The 15,345-nt window shown below is 67.1% G+C and carries 12 protein-coding genes; 3 read left to right on the top strand and 9 right to left on the bottom strand.

Annotated elements, in window-relative coordinates:
• The first annotated feature begins 400 nt into the window (after positions 1 to 400).
• A complete protein-coding gene (locus PSV23_RS04980; RefSeq protein ID WP_300466467.1) occupies positions 401 to 1,837 on the top strand; it encodes an aldehyde dehydrogenase family protein in 1,437 nt (478 codons plus the stop codon).
• 304 nt (positions 1,838 to 2,141) lie between these two features.
• Here the strand turns inward: PSV23_RS04980 and PSV23_RS04975 are convergent, their stop codons facing one another.
• Together PSV23_RS04975 and PSV23_RS04970 are read right to left on the bottom strand one after the other, a co-directional pair.
• Positions 2,142 to 3,248, bottom strand: coding sequence for a sugar kinase (locus tag PSV23_RS04975; RefSeq protein ID WP_300466465.1), 1,107 nt, complete (start codon positions 3,246 to 3,248; stop codon positions 2,142 to 2,144).
• Positions 3,249 to 3,352: 104 nt separating this feature from the next.
• On the bottom strand, positions 3,353 to 6,352 hold the full coding sequence (locus PSV23_RS04970) for a TonB-dependent receptor (protein ID WP_300466463.1): 3,000 nt from the start codon (positions 6,350 to 6,352) through the stop codon (positions 3,353 to 3,355).
• A 153-nt stretch (positions 6,353 to 6,505) separates the two neighbouring features.
• Between PSV23_RS04970 and PSV23_RS04965 the strand changes: the two genes are divergently transcribed.
• Positions 6,506 to 7,897 (top strand): pectate lyase, encoded by a 1,392-nt coding sequence (locus PSV23_RS04965; RefSeq protein WP_300466461.1) that lies wholly within the window; start codon positions 6,506 to 6,508, stop codon positions 7,895 to 7,897.
• Between the two features lie 194 nt (positions 7,898 to 8,091).
• Here the strand turns inward: PSV23_RS04965 and kduD are convergent, their stop codons facing one another.
• The 5 genes from kduD to PSV23_RS04940 all read right to left on the bottom strand — a co-directional run bounded on the left by kduD (position 8,092) and on the right by PSV23_RS04940 (position 11,812).
• Entirely contained in the window at positions 8,092 to 8,835 is a 744-nt protein-coding gene (gene kduD, locus PSV23_RS04960; protein ID WP_300466459.1) for a 2-dehydro-3-deoxy-D-gluconate 5-dehydrogenase KduD, read from the bottom strand.
• Complete coding sequence (gene kduI / locus PSV23_RS04955) at positions 8,832 to 9,665, bottom strand: 5-dehydro-4-deoxy-D-glucuronate isomerase (RefSeq protein WP_300466457.1); 834 nt, start codon at positions 9,663 to 9,665, stop codon at positions 8,832 to 8,834. Before kduI ends, kduD begins: the two co-directional genes overlap by 4 nt.
• A 595-nt stretch (positions 9,666 to 10,260) precedes the next feature.
• On the bottom strand, positions 10,261 to 11,043 hold the full coding sequence (locus tag PSV23_RS04950) for a sulfite exporter TauE/SafE family protein (RefSeq protein ID WP_300466455.1): 783 nt from the start codon (positions 11,041 to 11,043) through the stop codon (positions 10,261 to 10,263).
• Between the two features lie 111 nt (positions 11,044 to 11,154).
• Positions 11,155 to 11,475 carry a rhodanese-like domain-containing protein gene (locus PSV23_RS04945; RefSeq protein ID WP_300466453.1) on the bottom strand — a complete coding sequence of 107 codons (321 nt, stop codon included), beginning with the start codon at positions 11,473 to 11,475 and terminating at the stop codon, positions 11,155 to 11,157.
• Positions 11,476 to 11,479: 4 nt separating this feature from the next.
• Positions 11,480 to 11,812, bottom strand: coding sequence for a metalloregulator ArsR/SmtB family transcription factor (locus PSV23_RS04940; RefSeq protein ID WP_300466451.1), 333 nt, complete (start codon positions 11,810 to 11,812; stop codon positions 11,480 to 11,482).
• A 70-nt stretch (positions 11,813 to 11,882) separates the two neighbouring features.
• Here PSV23_RS04940 and PSV23_RS04935 point away from each other — a divergent pair, with 70 nt between their 5' ends.
• On the top strand, positions 11,883 to 12,749 hold the full coding sequence (locus PSV23_RS04935) for an MBL fold metallo-hydrolase (protein WP_300466449.1): 867 nt from the start codon (positions 11,883 to 11,885) through the stop codon (positions 12,747 to 12,749).
• A 35-nt stretch (positions 12,750 to 12,784) separates the two neighbouring features.
• On the opposite strand, the gene PSV23_RS04930 is transcribed toward PSV23_RS04935, so the two are convergent.
• Together PSV23_RS04930 and PSV23_RS04925 are read right to left on the bottom strand one after the other, a co-directional pair.
• Positions 12,785 to 13,837, bottom strand: a complete 1,053-nt coding sequence (locus PSV23_RS04930; RefSeq protein ID WP_300466702.1) for a LacI family DNA-binding transcriptional regulator — start codon at positions 13,835 to 13,837, stop codon at positions 12,785 to 12,787.
• Positions 13,838 to 13,887: 50 nt separating this feature from the next.
• Positions 13,888 to 15,270, bottom strand: a complete 1,383-nt coding sequence (locus tag PSV23_RS04925) for a pectate lyase (protein ID WP_300466447.1) — start codon at positions 15,268 to 15,270, stop codon at positions 13,888 to 13,890.
• Between the last annotated feature and the right edge of the window lie 75 nt (positions 15,271 to 15,345).

The following is a 15,345-nucleotide window of genomic DNA, read 5'->3' as shown; positions in this document are numbered from 1 at the left end:
TTTTGCAGGCGAACCCCGGCAGGAATTTATTCCTGCCGGGGCTTGACCATCGATCCCCGCGCCCCATGTCGGAGAGCAAGGCGGCCGGGCGGCCGTCGGGGTCTTTGAGAATCGAACACGGTACGCGGCGCTTCAGCGGCGTGCCCGGCGGAAATTTCCGATAATCTGGCAGGGTTTCGCCTCACCTCAGCGCCAATGATGGCGCTAATGGGCGACTTTCACACAACTTTTCGGCTTCGCTGGCTTGGCGCGTTTGGCGCCCCGAATTCGAAAAACCGTGCCAACGGGAGGGCGTCGAGGTCGGTCCGTCGAGCGCTGGCCCGCCGACGCATATGCGTGAACCCTTGGGCGACCGACGCGCTCCGATGTAGGTTGCCGCCAGTCCCTCCCGGAGTCCCTCATGCCGTCCCTGAAACCGTCCTGGCCCCTCTACCTCGCCAATGAGGCGCTGACGCCCAACCAGGACCTGGAGGTCACCGACAAGTACTCCGGCAAGGTGGCGACGCGGGTCGCCATGGCCGACGCGGCGACGATCGACAAGGCCATCGCGGCGGCGGTCGAGGCGACCCGGCCCATGGCCGGGATGGCCGCCTATGAGCGTCAGGCGGTCCTCGCCCATTGCGTGACGCGGTTCCAGGAGCGCTCCGACGAACTGGCCTATGCCCTGTGCATCGAGGCGGGCAAGCCGATCAGGGATTCCCGCGGCGAGGTCAGCCGGCTGATCGACACCTTCCGGATCGCCGCCGAGGAATCCGTCCGCATGACCGGCGAGGTCCAGCCGCTGGACATCTCGGCCCGGGCCAAAGGCTATCAGGGCATGTGGAAGCGGGTGCCCATCGGCCCCTGCTCCTTCATCTCCCCCTTCAACTTTCCGCTCAACCTCGCGGCCCACAAGATCGCACCGGCCCTCGCCGTGGGTTGCCCGTTCGTGATGAAACCCGCCTCGCGGACCCCGCTGGGCGCATTGATCATCGGCGAGGTACTGGCCGAGACGGACCTGCCGAAGGGAGCGTTCTCGATCCTCCCCGCGACGCGTGACGGGGCGGACCTGTTCACCACGGACGACCGGCTGAAGCTGCTGTCCTTCACGGGCTCACCGGAAGTGGGCTGGGCGCTCAAGGCCAGGGCCGGCAAGAAGAAGGTGGTGCTGGAGCTCGGCGGCAATGCGGCGGTGATCGTCGACCGCGACACGGATCTGGAGGACGCCGCGGACCGGATCATCTTCGGCGCCTTCTACCAGTCGGGCCAGTCCTGCATCGGGGTGCAGCGCATCCTGATCCACGACGACATCTATGACGCCTTGCGCGACAGACTGGTCACGAAGGCCCGCGCCCTGATCGCCGGCGATCCCCGGGACGAGACCGTCTTCATCGGCCCCATGATCGACGAGGCCGAAGCCCGACGGCTGGAGAGCTGGATCGCCGAGGCCGTATCCGCCGGGGCGACCCTGCTGTGCGGCGGAGGCCGTGAGGGCGCGATGCTGGAGGCAACACTGCTGGAGGGCGTCGGACGCGGTCTGAAGGTCCGCGAGGAGGAAGCCTTCGGACCGGTGGCGATCCTGTCGCGCTTCTCCGACTTCGAAGCGGCGCTGGAAGAGGTCAACGACAGCCGCTTCGGTCTGCAGGCGGGCATCTTCACCCGCGACATCCACAAGGCCATGCGGGCCTGGGAGGTGTTGGAGGTCGGGGGCATCCTGATCGGCGACGTGCCCAGCTATCGCGTCGACAACATGCCCTATGGCGGCGTCAAGGACTCGGGGCTCGGCCGCGAGGGAGTCAGGTTCGCGATGGAGGACATGACCGAGATCCGCAATCTGGTGATCCGGAAGCGGCCCTAGGTCCCGGGCTGGACATAGGGCGTCAGGGCGAAGAAGCGGCGCTCCGCCCCGCGAGGATCGTTCTCCAGACGGGTCTCGACATCGAACACCATCGTCTCGCGATCAGGCAGGCCATACGGGGTCCAGGCCGGAAGGCCGGCGTGGCCCGGATCGCCCGAGCGCGCGAAGGCGATGAAAGCCTCGCTCAGGCGGGCGGCGACCGCATGCGCGCCGGGGCCCGTGCCCCGCCTCCGCGCGGGAGGATGTGACGGAGGCCACCGTCGCCGCCAGCGCGCCCAGGCTTTCGCGGCGCGTCAGCACAGGATCACCGGATCGACCGTCCGTCGCCGCCGGCCAGCAGGGCCGCGATCTCATCACGCGAAACCATGGAGGCGTCGCCGGGCGTGGTCATCGCCAGAGCCCCATGGGCGGCCCCCCAGGCGACGGCTTCCTCGACGGACAGATCGCTCATCAGCGCCCAGGCCAGGCCGGAAACGAAACTGTCCCCTCCCCCGACCCGGTCGAGGATTTCCAGCTCCGGCCAGACAGGCGCGGTATGCAGTTCACCGCCGCTCCACGCCGCCGCTGACCAGTCGTTGCGGCTGGCCGTCGACGGCCGGCGCAGGGTGGCGGCGACGACCTTCGCCCGGGGATAAAGATCGCAGAACGCCTCGGCGGCCGCGGCGAACGCTGTGGCGCCGAGGTCGGCTGCATTCTCCGCTCCCGGATTCTTCAGATCGATGCCGAGGCAGGTTTCAAACCCGTGGCCGTCGCCGATCATCACATCGACAGCGCCGGCGATGGCGCGGTTCACACGGCGCGCGGCGTCCGGATCCGGGTGGCTGTCCCACAGGCTGGCGCGATAGTTCAGGTCGTAGGAGACCACGGTCCCGTGCCGTCGCGCCGCCTCCACCGCCTCGACTGCAACCTCCGCGGTCGAGGCGGACAGGGCCGCAAAGATGCCGCCGGTGTGAAACCAGCGAACCCCTTCTTCGCCGAACAGCCGGTCCCAGTCGATCTCGCCGGGCCGCATCTGACTGGCGGCCGAATTGGCGCGGTCGGACAGGCCCCGGGCGGGACGGACGCCGAACCCGCGCTCGGTGAAGTTCAGGCCCAGCCGCGTGTTGCGTCCCATGCCGTCAGCGTCACGCCACAGGATATGGCTTCGACCCACCCCGCCCTGGGCGATCAGGTCGTCGGCCAGCCAGCCGAGATCGTTGTCCGGCAGGGCCGTGACGACGGCGCCGCGCAGGCCGAACGTCTTCGCCATGGCCCGCGCCACATTGTATTCCCCACCGCCCTCCCAGACGTCGAACGAGCGGGCGTTGCGCACCCGCCGCTCGCCGGGATCGAACCGCAGCATGACCTCGCCCAGGGCGACCATGTCCCAGCGGCAGTCTTCGGACGGGCGGAGGTTCAGCACGGCGGACATCCCGAAATCCTGTACGCCGTGTCCTGACGGCGTTGGAGCGAAAGAAAGAGAGGGCCGGCGACTGGCGCCGCCGACCCTCAAGGCACGTTCAGGAGAACGCGATTCTAGAAGCGATAGCGGGCCCCGACGAAGAACTGGCGGCCCGTGTGGTGATAGACGGAGGTGCTCTCGCGAGAGAGGCCGTCGCCGACAAACTGATGGTTCTCCTCGTCCGTCAGGTTCAGGGCCTCGAAGTTGAGCTGGACCTGTTCGGTGAGCTGGTACGAGGCCGAAGCGTCCAGGTTGAACGTCTCCATCTTGCCTTCGATGTTGTTGCCGTTCCGGCCAGGCACGTTCTGGAGATATGAATCCCGGATCGCCGCCGAAACCCGCGCCGAGAACTTTTCATCCTCGTAGTAGACCGTGGCGTTGTAGGACTGGGGCGAAAGGTTGATCAGATCAGCGGTGACGAATGTCGAGCAGGTCGCGTTGTTGCAATAGTCGATCTCGGATTCGACGTGGGTGTAATTCAGCTGCACTCCGGTGTTGGCCAGGAAGCCCGGCAGGAAGCGGAAGGGCTGCTGATAGCTGATCTCGAAGCCCTTCAGCGGGCCGCCCTCTGTATTCACCGCCGCGGTCAGCTGGAAGATGGTCGAGGAAGAGCACGGCGCGTTGCAGAAGCTCGGGGCGAAGGCCGAAGGGTTCAGGGCTGTCAGATCCGAATAGGGCAGATCCTGACGAACGAGCTGAATGTAGGTGTCGATGTCCTTGTAGAAATAGGCGAACGACAGCAGGCTTTCCGGCGCGAAATACCACTCGATGCTGAAGTCGTAGGTGTCCGCGCGGAATGGCTCCAGCTTCACATTGCCGATCGTCGCCGTGAAGTTCGGCCCCATGGACAGCGAGGTGGTCGGAACCAGGAAGTTGGTGCCGGCCAGGTTGTTGTTGATCGGCGGACGCGCCATCACCTTGGCCGCGCCGAAGCGCAGGAACAGGTCCTCGACGGGTTCGAGGACCAGGTTCATCGACGGCAGGGTGTCCGAATACTCGTTCTCGCCGGTCACAAGGGTGCCGCCGCCCGTCGAGCTGTAACCCGTCGCCTCCAGGACCGTATTGGCCTGCCGCACGCCGATGTTGCCGCGGAACGGCATGTCGAACAGCTGGGTGTCGAAGTCGGCCTGGATGTAGAAGGCCAGATCCTGTTCGTAGATCGACCGGTTGCCGCCGCGGGCGTTGCCGTTGGTAATGCTGGCGAGGCGGAAATCGCCGCCAGGCACGCCGGTGTCGCAGTTGCAGTAGATGTTGAACAGGCTGGCGATGGCGTTCAGGTTCGGCCGCAGCCAGCTGGTGTCAGCGCCGGTCGGGACCAGATCCTTGCCGAAGCCGGTCAGCAGGTTTGAGATGTTGGCCACGGTGACGCCGGCCGGCAGCGCCGGCACGAGGGTTTCGTCGGCCCGGCGCGACTCATAGGAATCGGTGTCGTAGGTCTTGAAATTGACCCCGGCCTTGAAGGTGACGAACTCAGTGGCGTCATAGGCGATGTCGGCCTGGGCGGTGGTGAACAGGGTGTCGACGCCGTTGGGCCGCAGGCGGATTTCCGAACGCGGCAGCACGGCCACGCCGGCGCCCAGATTGGCGCCCCGCCAGGCCCAGTTGGCCGGGCTGGTGACGTCATAGCCATAGTTGATCAGCGGCGCTTCCATGTTGCCGCGGAAGTCCCAGGAATAGCCTTGGCTGTTCTGCCGATCGAAGGTGACGGTCGTCTGGACCGGGTTCTCAAAATTCGACTCCGCCCGGCCGTAGTAGAAGCTGCCGCGCAGGCGATCCGAGAAGTCATGGTCGGCCGAGAAACTGATCTGGGTGTATTCTGTCGAGAGCACGTCGAAGCGGCTCTCCGAACGGATATCGACGTTGTCGAACACGCCGTGGACCAGCATGTTGTTCTCGACCACGGCGTCCCGGACGTGGATCTGGGTCTGGCCGCCGGCCGCAGCGTTGCGGCTGAAGGACAGGGCTTCGAGGAAGTCTTCCTGACGCGTGGCGTCCAGCTTGGAATACAGGATGTCCAGCGAGAACAGGGTGGTCTCGGCCGGCCGCCACTGGAAGGCGCCGGTGACGCCCAGGCGTTCCTGCTCGTGGGTCAGGCGGCCATAGCGCGGCAGACGCGGGATGAAGACGCCGGCCTGGTTCGCCGTGGTGAAGGCGGCGATGTTCGCCGCGGTGTTGGCCGGCCGCGCCACGCCCGTCGCGCAGTTCGCGGCGTTCGAGCCGTTCGCGCCACTGTTGCCGGGGTTCTGGGGGGCGAAACCGGCAGGACTGCAGAAGCCACCGCTGTTGGTCGCGCCCGGCGCCGCGGCGGGGGCCCAGCGGACGGAGCTGAAGCCTTCTTCCAGCAGGCTGCGCTCGCTGTAGGCCAGCGAGACCAAGGCGCCGAACTCGTCATTGGCGCCGAAGGTGTTGCTGAGCAGGAGGGCGTAGCGCGGGTTGTATTCTTCCGAGAGGTCGTTGTAGCCGGCCTGGACCGAGGCGGCGGCGGTGAAGCCGTTGCGGTCGAACGGGCGGGTGCCCTGCAGGTCGACAGTGGCGCCCAGCGATCCCTCTTCCGTTTCGGCCGCCGCGGTCTTGCGCACGGTGATCGAGTTGAAGAGTTCCGAGGCGAAGACGTTGAAGTCGAAGCCACGGCCGCGGTTGGCTCCGCCGGAGGAGTCGGTGCCGCCGGCGGTGGCCTGGGCCTCCATGCCGTTGATGCGGGTGCGGGTGAAGTCGGGGCCCAGACCCCGGACCGTGATCGTGCGGCCTTCGCCGGCGTCGCGGTCGATGGAGACGCCTGGAACGCGCTGGATCGACTCGGCCAGGTTCAGGTCCGGGAAGTCGGCGATATCCTCGGCGACGATCACGTCGACCATGTTGTTCTCGCGCCGCTTGGCATCGAGACCGGCGCTCAGGCTGGCGCGGAAGCCCGTGACGACGACCTCGTCGATCTCGGTGGCTTCGGGCTGGCCGGCGGGCGCGTCCTGCGCGGCGGCGACGCCGACCCCCAAGGACAGGGCCACGGCCAGGCCGGATGCTCCCGCGCACAGACTACGGCGAAAGGCGCGGGTCATCCCCGGCTGAATGGCTTGCATCATATGCCTCCTCCCAATTGGGCATACAGGTCGCCGAGGTGACCCCGGTCTATCGATTTTTGCGGTTCAGCATCGTTGGCCGTTCCGTTTGACACCGGTGTCATATTGGCGTGGAATGATCCCTGACACCGGTATCAATCGGAGCCTAACCCCATGACCCGCGTTTTCGCAACCCCGGTTATACGCACCCCCCTGACAAGCGCGGCCATAACACTGATCTGCGTGACTTTGGGGGCACACCCGGCGCGGGCGCAGGCGGTTCCCCCGGGTCCTGTCGCCTTCCCCGGTGCCGAGGGCGCCGGACGGATGGCCCTCGGCGGACGCGGCGGGCGCGTCGTACGCGTGACTAATCTGGACGACTCCGGCCCGGGCAGCCTGCGCGCCGCCGTCGAGGCTGACGGTCCGCGCACAGTGATTTTCGATATCGGCGGGACCATCCGGCTGGCGTCGCCACTGACGATCCGCAGGGGGCGGATCACCCTTGCCGGCCAGACGGCTCCCGGAGGCGGGATCACCCTGCGCGACCATGCGCTGGTCGTCGCCGCCGACGACGTCGTCGTCCGCCATATCAGGTCGCGCCTGGGTGACGAGAGCCGGATCGAATCGGACGCCGTGTCGATCGAGCGGGGCCGGCGGATCATTCTGGACCACCTCTCCGCATCCTGGTCCGTGGACGAGACCCTGTCGGTCGGCAGCCGGTACGACCCGCCCGAGCGCGGCGTCTATGACGTGACGGTGCAATGGTCTGTCATCGCGGAGTCCCTGAACGCCTCGAGTCACGCCAAGGGCGAGCACGGCTACGGGTCGCTGGTGCGGGGCGGGCATGGCGCGGTCATGACCTTCCACCACAATCTGTGGGCGGCGCACCGGGCGCGTATGCCACGGCCGGGCAACTACAATCCGCCAGCGGTCGATCCGGAAGGTCCGCGGTTCGAGTTCCGCTCCAACGTCTTCCACGACTGGGGCGGCTCGCATGCCGGCTATAACGCCGACACCGAAAGCCTGTCGGCCTACGCCTTCATCGGCAATGCCTACATCCCGGGCCCAGACTCGGCCGGCCGCCGGGCGTTCGAGGAGTCCAACCCCCTCGCCCGGGCCTGGTTCGAGGGCAATGCAATGGATGGAGCGATCCCGGAGGATCCGTGGAGTCTGGTGGAGGAGTCCGACCGTCCGGGCTATCGGATGGCGGCGCGCCCGGACTGGGCCGAACCCGCGACCGAAACGGCGGCCGAGGCCGTGACGGAGGTGCTGGCCCGAGCAGGAGCGGGTCCCGTCCGGGACGCCGTGGACGAGCGGATCGTGGCGGGCGTGCAGGCGCGGGCGCTGCGGATCATCGACAGCCAGAGCCAGGTCGGCGGCTGGCCGATGCTGGAAGCGGGATCGCCCTGGATCGACGGCGATGGCGACGGGATGCCGGATAGCTGGGAGCAGGCTAACGGCCTGGATCCGACCGACGCCGGGGATGGCCAGGCCGACCGGAACGGCGACGGCTGGACCAATCTGGAGGACTGGCTGAACAGCCTGCCCAAACAGCCCTATGACTGAGTCCCCAGATTTTGGCGGACTCTTCGGACACATCGGACATTTCGCGAGAGTCCGCCTCCGCCAGAATTCAGCGGACAACTGGGACACATCGGACTCTTCACAGAGACCCGGACGGACGTTGTCAAAGACCGGCCCCTCGGGCGCCGGACATTGAAGCATGTCCCTACGTCAGAAACTGACCTGGGCGTGGCGGCCTATCGGGCCAACCAACCGCCGTCGACCGCCAGCACCGTGCCGTGGACATAGCTGGCGGCGTCCGACGACAGAAAGACCGCGGCACCCGCCAGATCGGACGGCTGGCCCCAGTGGCCGGCTGGAATGCGGGCCAGGATGTCGCGGTTGCGGGTCTCGTCGGCGCGCAGGGCCTCGGTGTTGTTGGTCGCGAAATAGCCGGGCGCGATGCCGTTGACGTTGATGCCTTTCGACGCCCACTCGCAGGCCAGCAGACGGGTCAGGCCGGCAAGACCGCTCTTGGACGCCGTGTAGGACGGCACGCGGATGCCGCCCTGGAAGGACAGCATCGAGCAGATGTTGATGATCTTGCCGCCCCGGCCGTCCGCGACCCATGTCCGGGCCACGGCCTGGCTGAGGAAGAAGGCGGTCTTCAGATTGGTGTCCATCACCGCGTCCCAGTCGGCCTCGGTGAAGTCGAGACTGTCGGCGCGGCGAATGATCCCGGCGTTGTTGACGAGGATGTCGACGGGACCCGCCTCGGCGACCACATCGGTGATCGGGGCGATGGAGCCGAGGTCGGCGGAGACGGCTTTGAAGGCGCGGCCCAGCCCCTTGACCAACGCTTCGGTCTCGGTCGGCGCCGACCGGCCGACGGCGACTATGTCGGCCCCCGCCACGGCCAGGCCGACGGCGATGGCTTGGCCTAGGCCAGTGTTGGCGCCAGTGACAAGCGCCGTGCGGCCGGTGAGGTCGAAGCCGCTCATTTCAGCTGGCAGATGTCGAGGACGGTCATGTCCGTATAGTCTAGGTTCTCGCCGCCCATGGCCCAGATGAAGGTGTAGTTGGACGTGCCCGAGCCCATGTGGATCGACCACGGCGGCGACACCACCGCCTCACCGTCGGCGACCACGATGTGCCGCTGCTGATCCGGTTCGCCCATGAAGTGGAAGACGCGGTCGTTCTCGCTGAGGCCGAAGTAGAAATAGACCTCGGAGCGCCGGTCATGCAGGTGCGGCGGCATGGTATTCCAGACGCTGCCGGTCTTGAGGATCGTCAGGCCCAGCAGCAACTGGCACGACTGGCAGGTGGCGGGGACGATATACTGGTAGATGGTCCGCTCGTTCGACGTCTCCAGCGCGCCCCGCTCCAGTGGCACCGCCTGGCTGAGCGAGATGTGCTTCGTCTCGTAACGGACATGGGCCGGGGTCGAGGCGAGGTAGAAACGGGTGTCGCCGGCGAAGGTCACGTCCTTCGAGCCCATCGCGATGTACAGGCCGTCGTTCGCCTCCAGCGTATAGGCCTGACCATCCACGGTGACCGACCCGGTCACGCCGCCGACGTTGACCACGCCCAGCTCCCGCCGCTCGAGGAACGGATGGCCCGCGGCCGAGGCCGGCTCGGTCTGGTCGGGCAGTCTCACCGTCGCCCCGCCCGGCTGGACGCCGCCGATCACGAACCGTTCGTAGTGGGTGTAGTTCAGGCGGATATCACCGCCCTCGAACAGGCCGTCGATCAGATAGCGCTCGCGCAGCTGGTCATTGGTGGCCCCGTCCATCATGTCCGGGTGGGTGGCGTGATAGGTCTTGCAGTACATGGAAATCACCTTGTCCGGGTCGGAGCGCAGCGTCTAGGTAACCGGTGTCATGAATGGGAGCAAGGCGTGCACAGAAGGGTTGTGGCGGCTTCCGACCCACAGTGGACATCGTCAGACGGGTCTCGATTGGTCCTCTACGGGGATTCCCCAGGGTGTTTCCGCGCACAGGACGGGTGATCATCGGGTCCCAGTTTCGCCGGGTGCTGACCGGGACGCCGCGCCTCCCGTTCTTGCACCCGGCCAATCGACTCAGGAGGCAAAAATGATCCTGGAACTTCTACTTCTCCCGTCAAACCTGGTCTGCGATCATCTGGGCCTCACGGACCAGCACGAACGCGGAATGATGCGTATGTTCGTCAACATGTGCCTCTTTTCCAGTGTGTGCGTGGTCGTGTTCTACGTCCTGTGGAAGATGTTTGCGTAAGCCCGGCTCGCCCCAACGGGATGGCGGCGCCATCTCGACGCCTGGCATCCCGATGTGTCGCTGACGGTTCGAGCTTCGTTTTGCCTGCTGCCGAGGCCAACACCTGAACAACGGCCCAGACGTTCGCCAGCGCGATGCCGACCCGATCTCAGGCCGGGTCAGGTCACCAATCTAGAGCGCCGCAACCGCACGGACCGCGACATAGACGGCGACGATCAGGATCAGGACCGCAAACAGCGTCCGCCCCAGCGCGGCGTTGGCGCCCAGCCGCCTTGCGATGGGAAGACCCGCGGCAGTGCCCGCGATCCCGCCGAGCGCCATCGCTGCGACCAGGGCCGGATCGACCCAGCCGGACAGGGCGTAGTTGCCCGCCGTCGTCGCGCCGAACGCCGCCACGCTGAGAAGAGAGGTCGCCTGGGCGGTGGCCAGGCTCATGCCCGTGGCCGCCATGAGCCCCGGCACGATCAGGAAACCGCCGCCGATGCCGAAGAACCCGGCCGCGGATCCGACGCCGGCTCCCGCCAGACCGATACGCGGCGACATGGCCAGGGTCAGCCGCGGCTCGGGCCGGATGACGACGGCCTTGGGGCGCAACATCGACACGCCCACGGCCGCCATGGCGACGGCGAAGATCAGAAGGAGCTGATGTCCGTCGATCATCTTGGCCAGCGACGATCCGAACCATGCGCCCGCGGCCCCGGTCACGGCGAACAGGGTGGCGCAGGGCCAGCGCACCCGACCGGCTCTCGCATGCCCGGAGAGCGCCGTCAGGGCGTTCAGCGACACACCGGCCGCCGAGACGCCGATGGCGATGTGGGGATCGGTGACGCCGACGACATAGAGCAGCAGAGGCACGGCCAGCACCGACCCGCCGCCGCCGAAGAGCGTCAGGAGAAGGGCGACAATGCCCCCGCTCAATACAGCGAGAAGCAGGGGAAGCAGATCGGTCGTCATGGTTCTACGCGGCCTTCATCGCAGCTCTGTCGCAGACATGGCGGCCAGCGTTGACCAAGGTCAAACCGCCGGCCGCCATCCGCACCTCGTGCATCAGTTCTGTCGACCGGACTATGTCCGCTCTGTCGCAAGCCCCTGGGCCTTCCAGCCGTCAAGGCCGCCCGCGAGCACGAAGGCCTCGCCGGGGACGCGCGAGGCCAGACGGGCGCAGTTCATGCCTGTGCGGGTCCCCGTCCGGCAGGTGTAGATCACGTCCCGTCCGTCCGGCAGTTTGAGCGGGAGCCGGTCGAACGAGGACAGGGGCGCATGGATCGCTCCCGCCACATGCTCGCGCGCGAATTCGTCCGGTTCGCGGATATCGATCAGCACGGCGCTTTGCGTCTCGAGCCTGTTAGCGACATCGGCGGGCTTCAGCGGGGTCAGGGTGGTCATCGGGTTACGCCTTTCTGGAGGGGAGAGGGGGGCAATAGACTTCGGCCAATACGGCGATGACCTTCAGGACCGCCGGCTCGGCGACCCGATAGAAGATGGTCGTGCCGTCTCGTCGGGTGGCGACCAGGGCTTCCTCGCGCAGCTTCGCGAGGTGCTGCGACAGGGCCGATTGTGAAAGTCCGACCAAGGGGAGCAGTTGGCCCACCGACATCTCCCGGTCGCCGAGCTGGCACAGGATCATCAGGCGCCTGTCGTTTGACAGGGCGCGCAACAGGCGTGCGGCCTCACCGGCGCTGGCTTCGAAACGGTCGGGCTCGATGATTTCAGGTACGGTCATGAAGGGCAATATATTCATTGTTGCTAAATAAGCAATATCTAATATATAAAGAACCGAAAGGAGCTCTCTCATGGCCCACCGTCCCGATGTCCGGGGGTTCTTCGACCCCGCCACCCACACCGTCACCTATCTGGTCAGCGATCCAGCGACCGGCATGGCCGCGATCATCGACCCGGTTCTGGATTTCGACGCGGCGACCGCGCGCACCTCTTCCCGTTCGGTCGATGCGGTGATGGAAGCGCTGAGGGAGGCGGGACTGACACTGGCCATGGTGCTGGAGACACACGCCCATGCCGATCACCTGACCGCCGCCAGTCATCTGCGCGATTCAGAGGGCGTATCCATCGGCATCGGCGCGCGCATCACCGAGGTTCAGGCGACCTTTGCGCCCCTGTTCGGCGCCGTGGACGTGACGCCGGACGGAGGGGTGTTCGACCACCTGTACGCCGAGGGAGACACCTTCGCGCTCGGGACGATGACCGTCGAGGTGATCCACACCCCGGGTCACACCCCCGCCTGCGTCAGCTATCGGATCGGGGATGCGGCCTTCACCGGCGACACCCTGTTCATGCCGGACTACGGCACCGCCCGAACGGATTTTCCGGGCGGCGATGCACGGACGCTGTATCGCTCGATCCAGCGTCTGCTGTCCCTGCCCGGCGAGACCCGCATCTTCGTCGGTCACGACTATCTGCCGGAGGGCCGCGCCAACCATCGCTTCGAGACGACGGTCGCCGAACAGAGGGACCACAATATCCACATTGGGGGCGGCGTGTCGGAGGATGCGTTCGTGACGATGCGCGAAGCCCGCGACGCGACGCTGAAAGCGCCGCAGCTGATCCTGCCGTCCCTGCAGATCAATATCCGCGCCGGAGCCCTGCCACCGCCGGAGCCAGGCGGTCAGCGGTATCTGAAGCTGCCGCTGGATGCGATCTAGAGGCGCAGGCGCCCCCGGGCTGGCGCCCTGACGGCCTACCGGCCCGGGGGCGCCGTCGAATCCCGCACGACCAGTGACGGATCGACCTCGGGCTGGACAAGGGTCGCGGGATCCAGGCCCCGGCTGCGCGCCGTCAGCTTCTCGGCCGCCATCCGGCCCATGTCGCGGATCGGCAGACGGACCGTGGTCAGGTTGGGCCAGACGCGCGAGGCCATGGGCAGGTCGTCGAAACCGACGATGGACAGATCTTCCGGCACCCGCAGCCCGGCGTCGCGGGCGGCCTTCATGACGCCGATGGCCATTTCGTCATTGCCCGCGAAGATGGCCGTCGGCCGCTGCGGCAGGGCCAGCAGTTCCGCCGCCGCCGCCACCCCCGACTCGAATGTATAGGCCGCGCGCCGGACGTAGGCGGGGTCCAGCGCCACGCCGTGTTCGGCCAGACCTTCGGCGAACCCCCTGCCCCGCTCGTGCGACGAACGGAAGCTGTCGGGACCCGAGATGAAGGCGATCCGGCGGTGGCCCAGCTCGGCCAGGTGCCGCGCCGCCCGGGCGCCGCCGCGGCTGTCATGGGTCACGACCATGCAGGCGGGCTCATCCAGCGAGACCGAGGCGATACGGACATAGGGGCAGTCGGCCTCCTTGAGGATGGCGACGACCCGGTCGTCTTCCGACACCGAGGGCGGCATGACCACGCCGAACAGCTTCTGCCGCACGATGAAGGCGCGCACCTCGTTCAGAAAGGTCTCGGAGCCGCGGTTGCAGGGGTGGACCACCAGCTCCAGACCCGAGCCCCGGACGGCGTCCAGCACGCCCTGCTGCATGTTGACGACATAGTTCGGGCTGGGGTTGTCGTAGATCATCCCGACCAGGAACGAGCGCCGGAACGCCAGGCCGCGCGCCTGGGGATCCGGGCTGTAGCCATGTTCGGCGATCACGGCCTCGACCCGCTTGCGGGTGTCCCCCTTGACGAAGGGCGAGTTGTTGATGACCCGGGACACGGTCTTCTTCGACACCTCGGCCAGCCGGGCGATGTCGTTGATGGTGGCGGGCTTTCCGCCGGTCCGTCGGGTTTCGTTCACGTCGGGAATCTCTCTGACCGAGCCTTGTCCTTAGCCGCTGCCGCGAGGTCTGTCAGCGGTCACGTCCCGCGCCGCACGGCCGGGCGATCCAGCACCTCGTCGCGCAGCGGGGTCATGAAGCGCAGATCCCAGTCGTCGGGATTGAACGGCTTGCGGGTCGCCTCGGCCACGGGCGGATAGCCGCCGACCTCGCGCTCGTGGTCGATGATCTCCCCGCGGCCCTCGGCCACCTCGGCGATCAGCAGGACGTCGCGCATGTCGCGGTCCCATGGCCGGGCCCCGACCCGCGACAGCACGGCGACCTGGACCTGCTCGGCGGGCATCGGGTTCAGGCCCTCCCACCAGACGGGCGGACGGCGGGTCTGGATGATGCGGGCGTTGGTGGTGGTGTAGCGGCCGAACATGCGGATCGGCTCGCCGACCTGATCCACGGCGATGTTGTCGCGGCCATAGTATTCCACGTCGCCGGCTCCGCCGATCATCATGAAGGCCAGGCGATCGACGGGCGTCGACGGACCGGCGCGCAGGACGTTGCCGACGACCGCCATCCTGCCGACCTCGAACGGGACGCTGCCCCACTCCTCGGGCGCGAGGTTGTAGTGGATGGCGCGCGGACCGGGGTTGTAGATCAGGTTGTTGACGATGACACCGTGGACCCCGCCCTTGAATAGCGGGCTGCGCTCATAGTTGTGGGCATACAGATTGCCGACGATCAGCAGGTCGGTGACGTTGTCGTGGATCAGTGAACCCTTGGAATGCTCACCCTTGGAGTGGGTCGAATACGCCAGGCTTTCGCCGTTCAGATTGTTCGAGAAGGTGATGGCGTGGCTGGTGCCCTGACGCCATTCCGCGGCGGTCGATCCGGTGAAGCGCGGGCCCGAGGCCGACAGGTTCTCGTCAGTCGCCCAGGTCAGGCTGCAGTGGTCGATGATGACGTTCCAGGCGCCGATTGTGGAGATGCCGTCCTCGTCCCAGCCGCTCATCCACTCGCCGCCGGCCGAGCCGGGACGGATGCGGATGTGCTGGACCACCACGTCGTGGGCAGTGATATCCATGCCGCCGCGGATCAGGGTGATTCCCGGCGACGGCGCGGTCTGGCCGGCGATGGTGATGAAGGGGTTCTGCAGCTTCAGGGTCTTCTTGCCCAGGTCGATGACGCCGCCGACCTCGAAGACCACGATGCGGGGGCCGTCGGCCTCGATCGCGGCGCGCAGGGATCCCGGGCCCTCACTGTCCAGATTGGTGACGCGCAGAATCTGTCCGCCGCGTCCGCCCGGCGTCGCCGCCGCCCAGCCCAGCGCACCGGGGAAGGCGGGCAGTGGGGCCGTGGCGACCTCGGTCAGCGGGGTTTGCGCCCGGACCGCGCCGAGCGGGACGACCAGCGCCGCCAGCACGGCGACCAGGAGAGCGATGAGGCGCGAAGGCCGCGAGAACCGGGTCATGTTTCCATCCTGTCGCACAGTCGCTGTCGCCGCGACCTTGAGCTATAGCGCCGCCGGAGGGGCGTCGCCGGATTC

This window comes from Brevundimonas sp. (genome assembly GCF_029946145.1).
Lineage (GTDB): Bacteria > Pseudomonadota > Alphaproteobacteria > Caulobacterales > Caulobacteraceae > Brevundimonas.
Note: the sequence above shows the minus strand (reverse complement) of the source record. Positions and strands in the feature narration are given on the sequence as shown.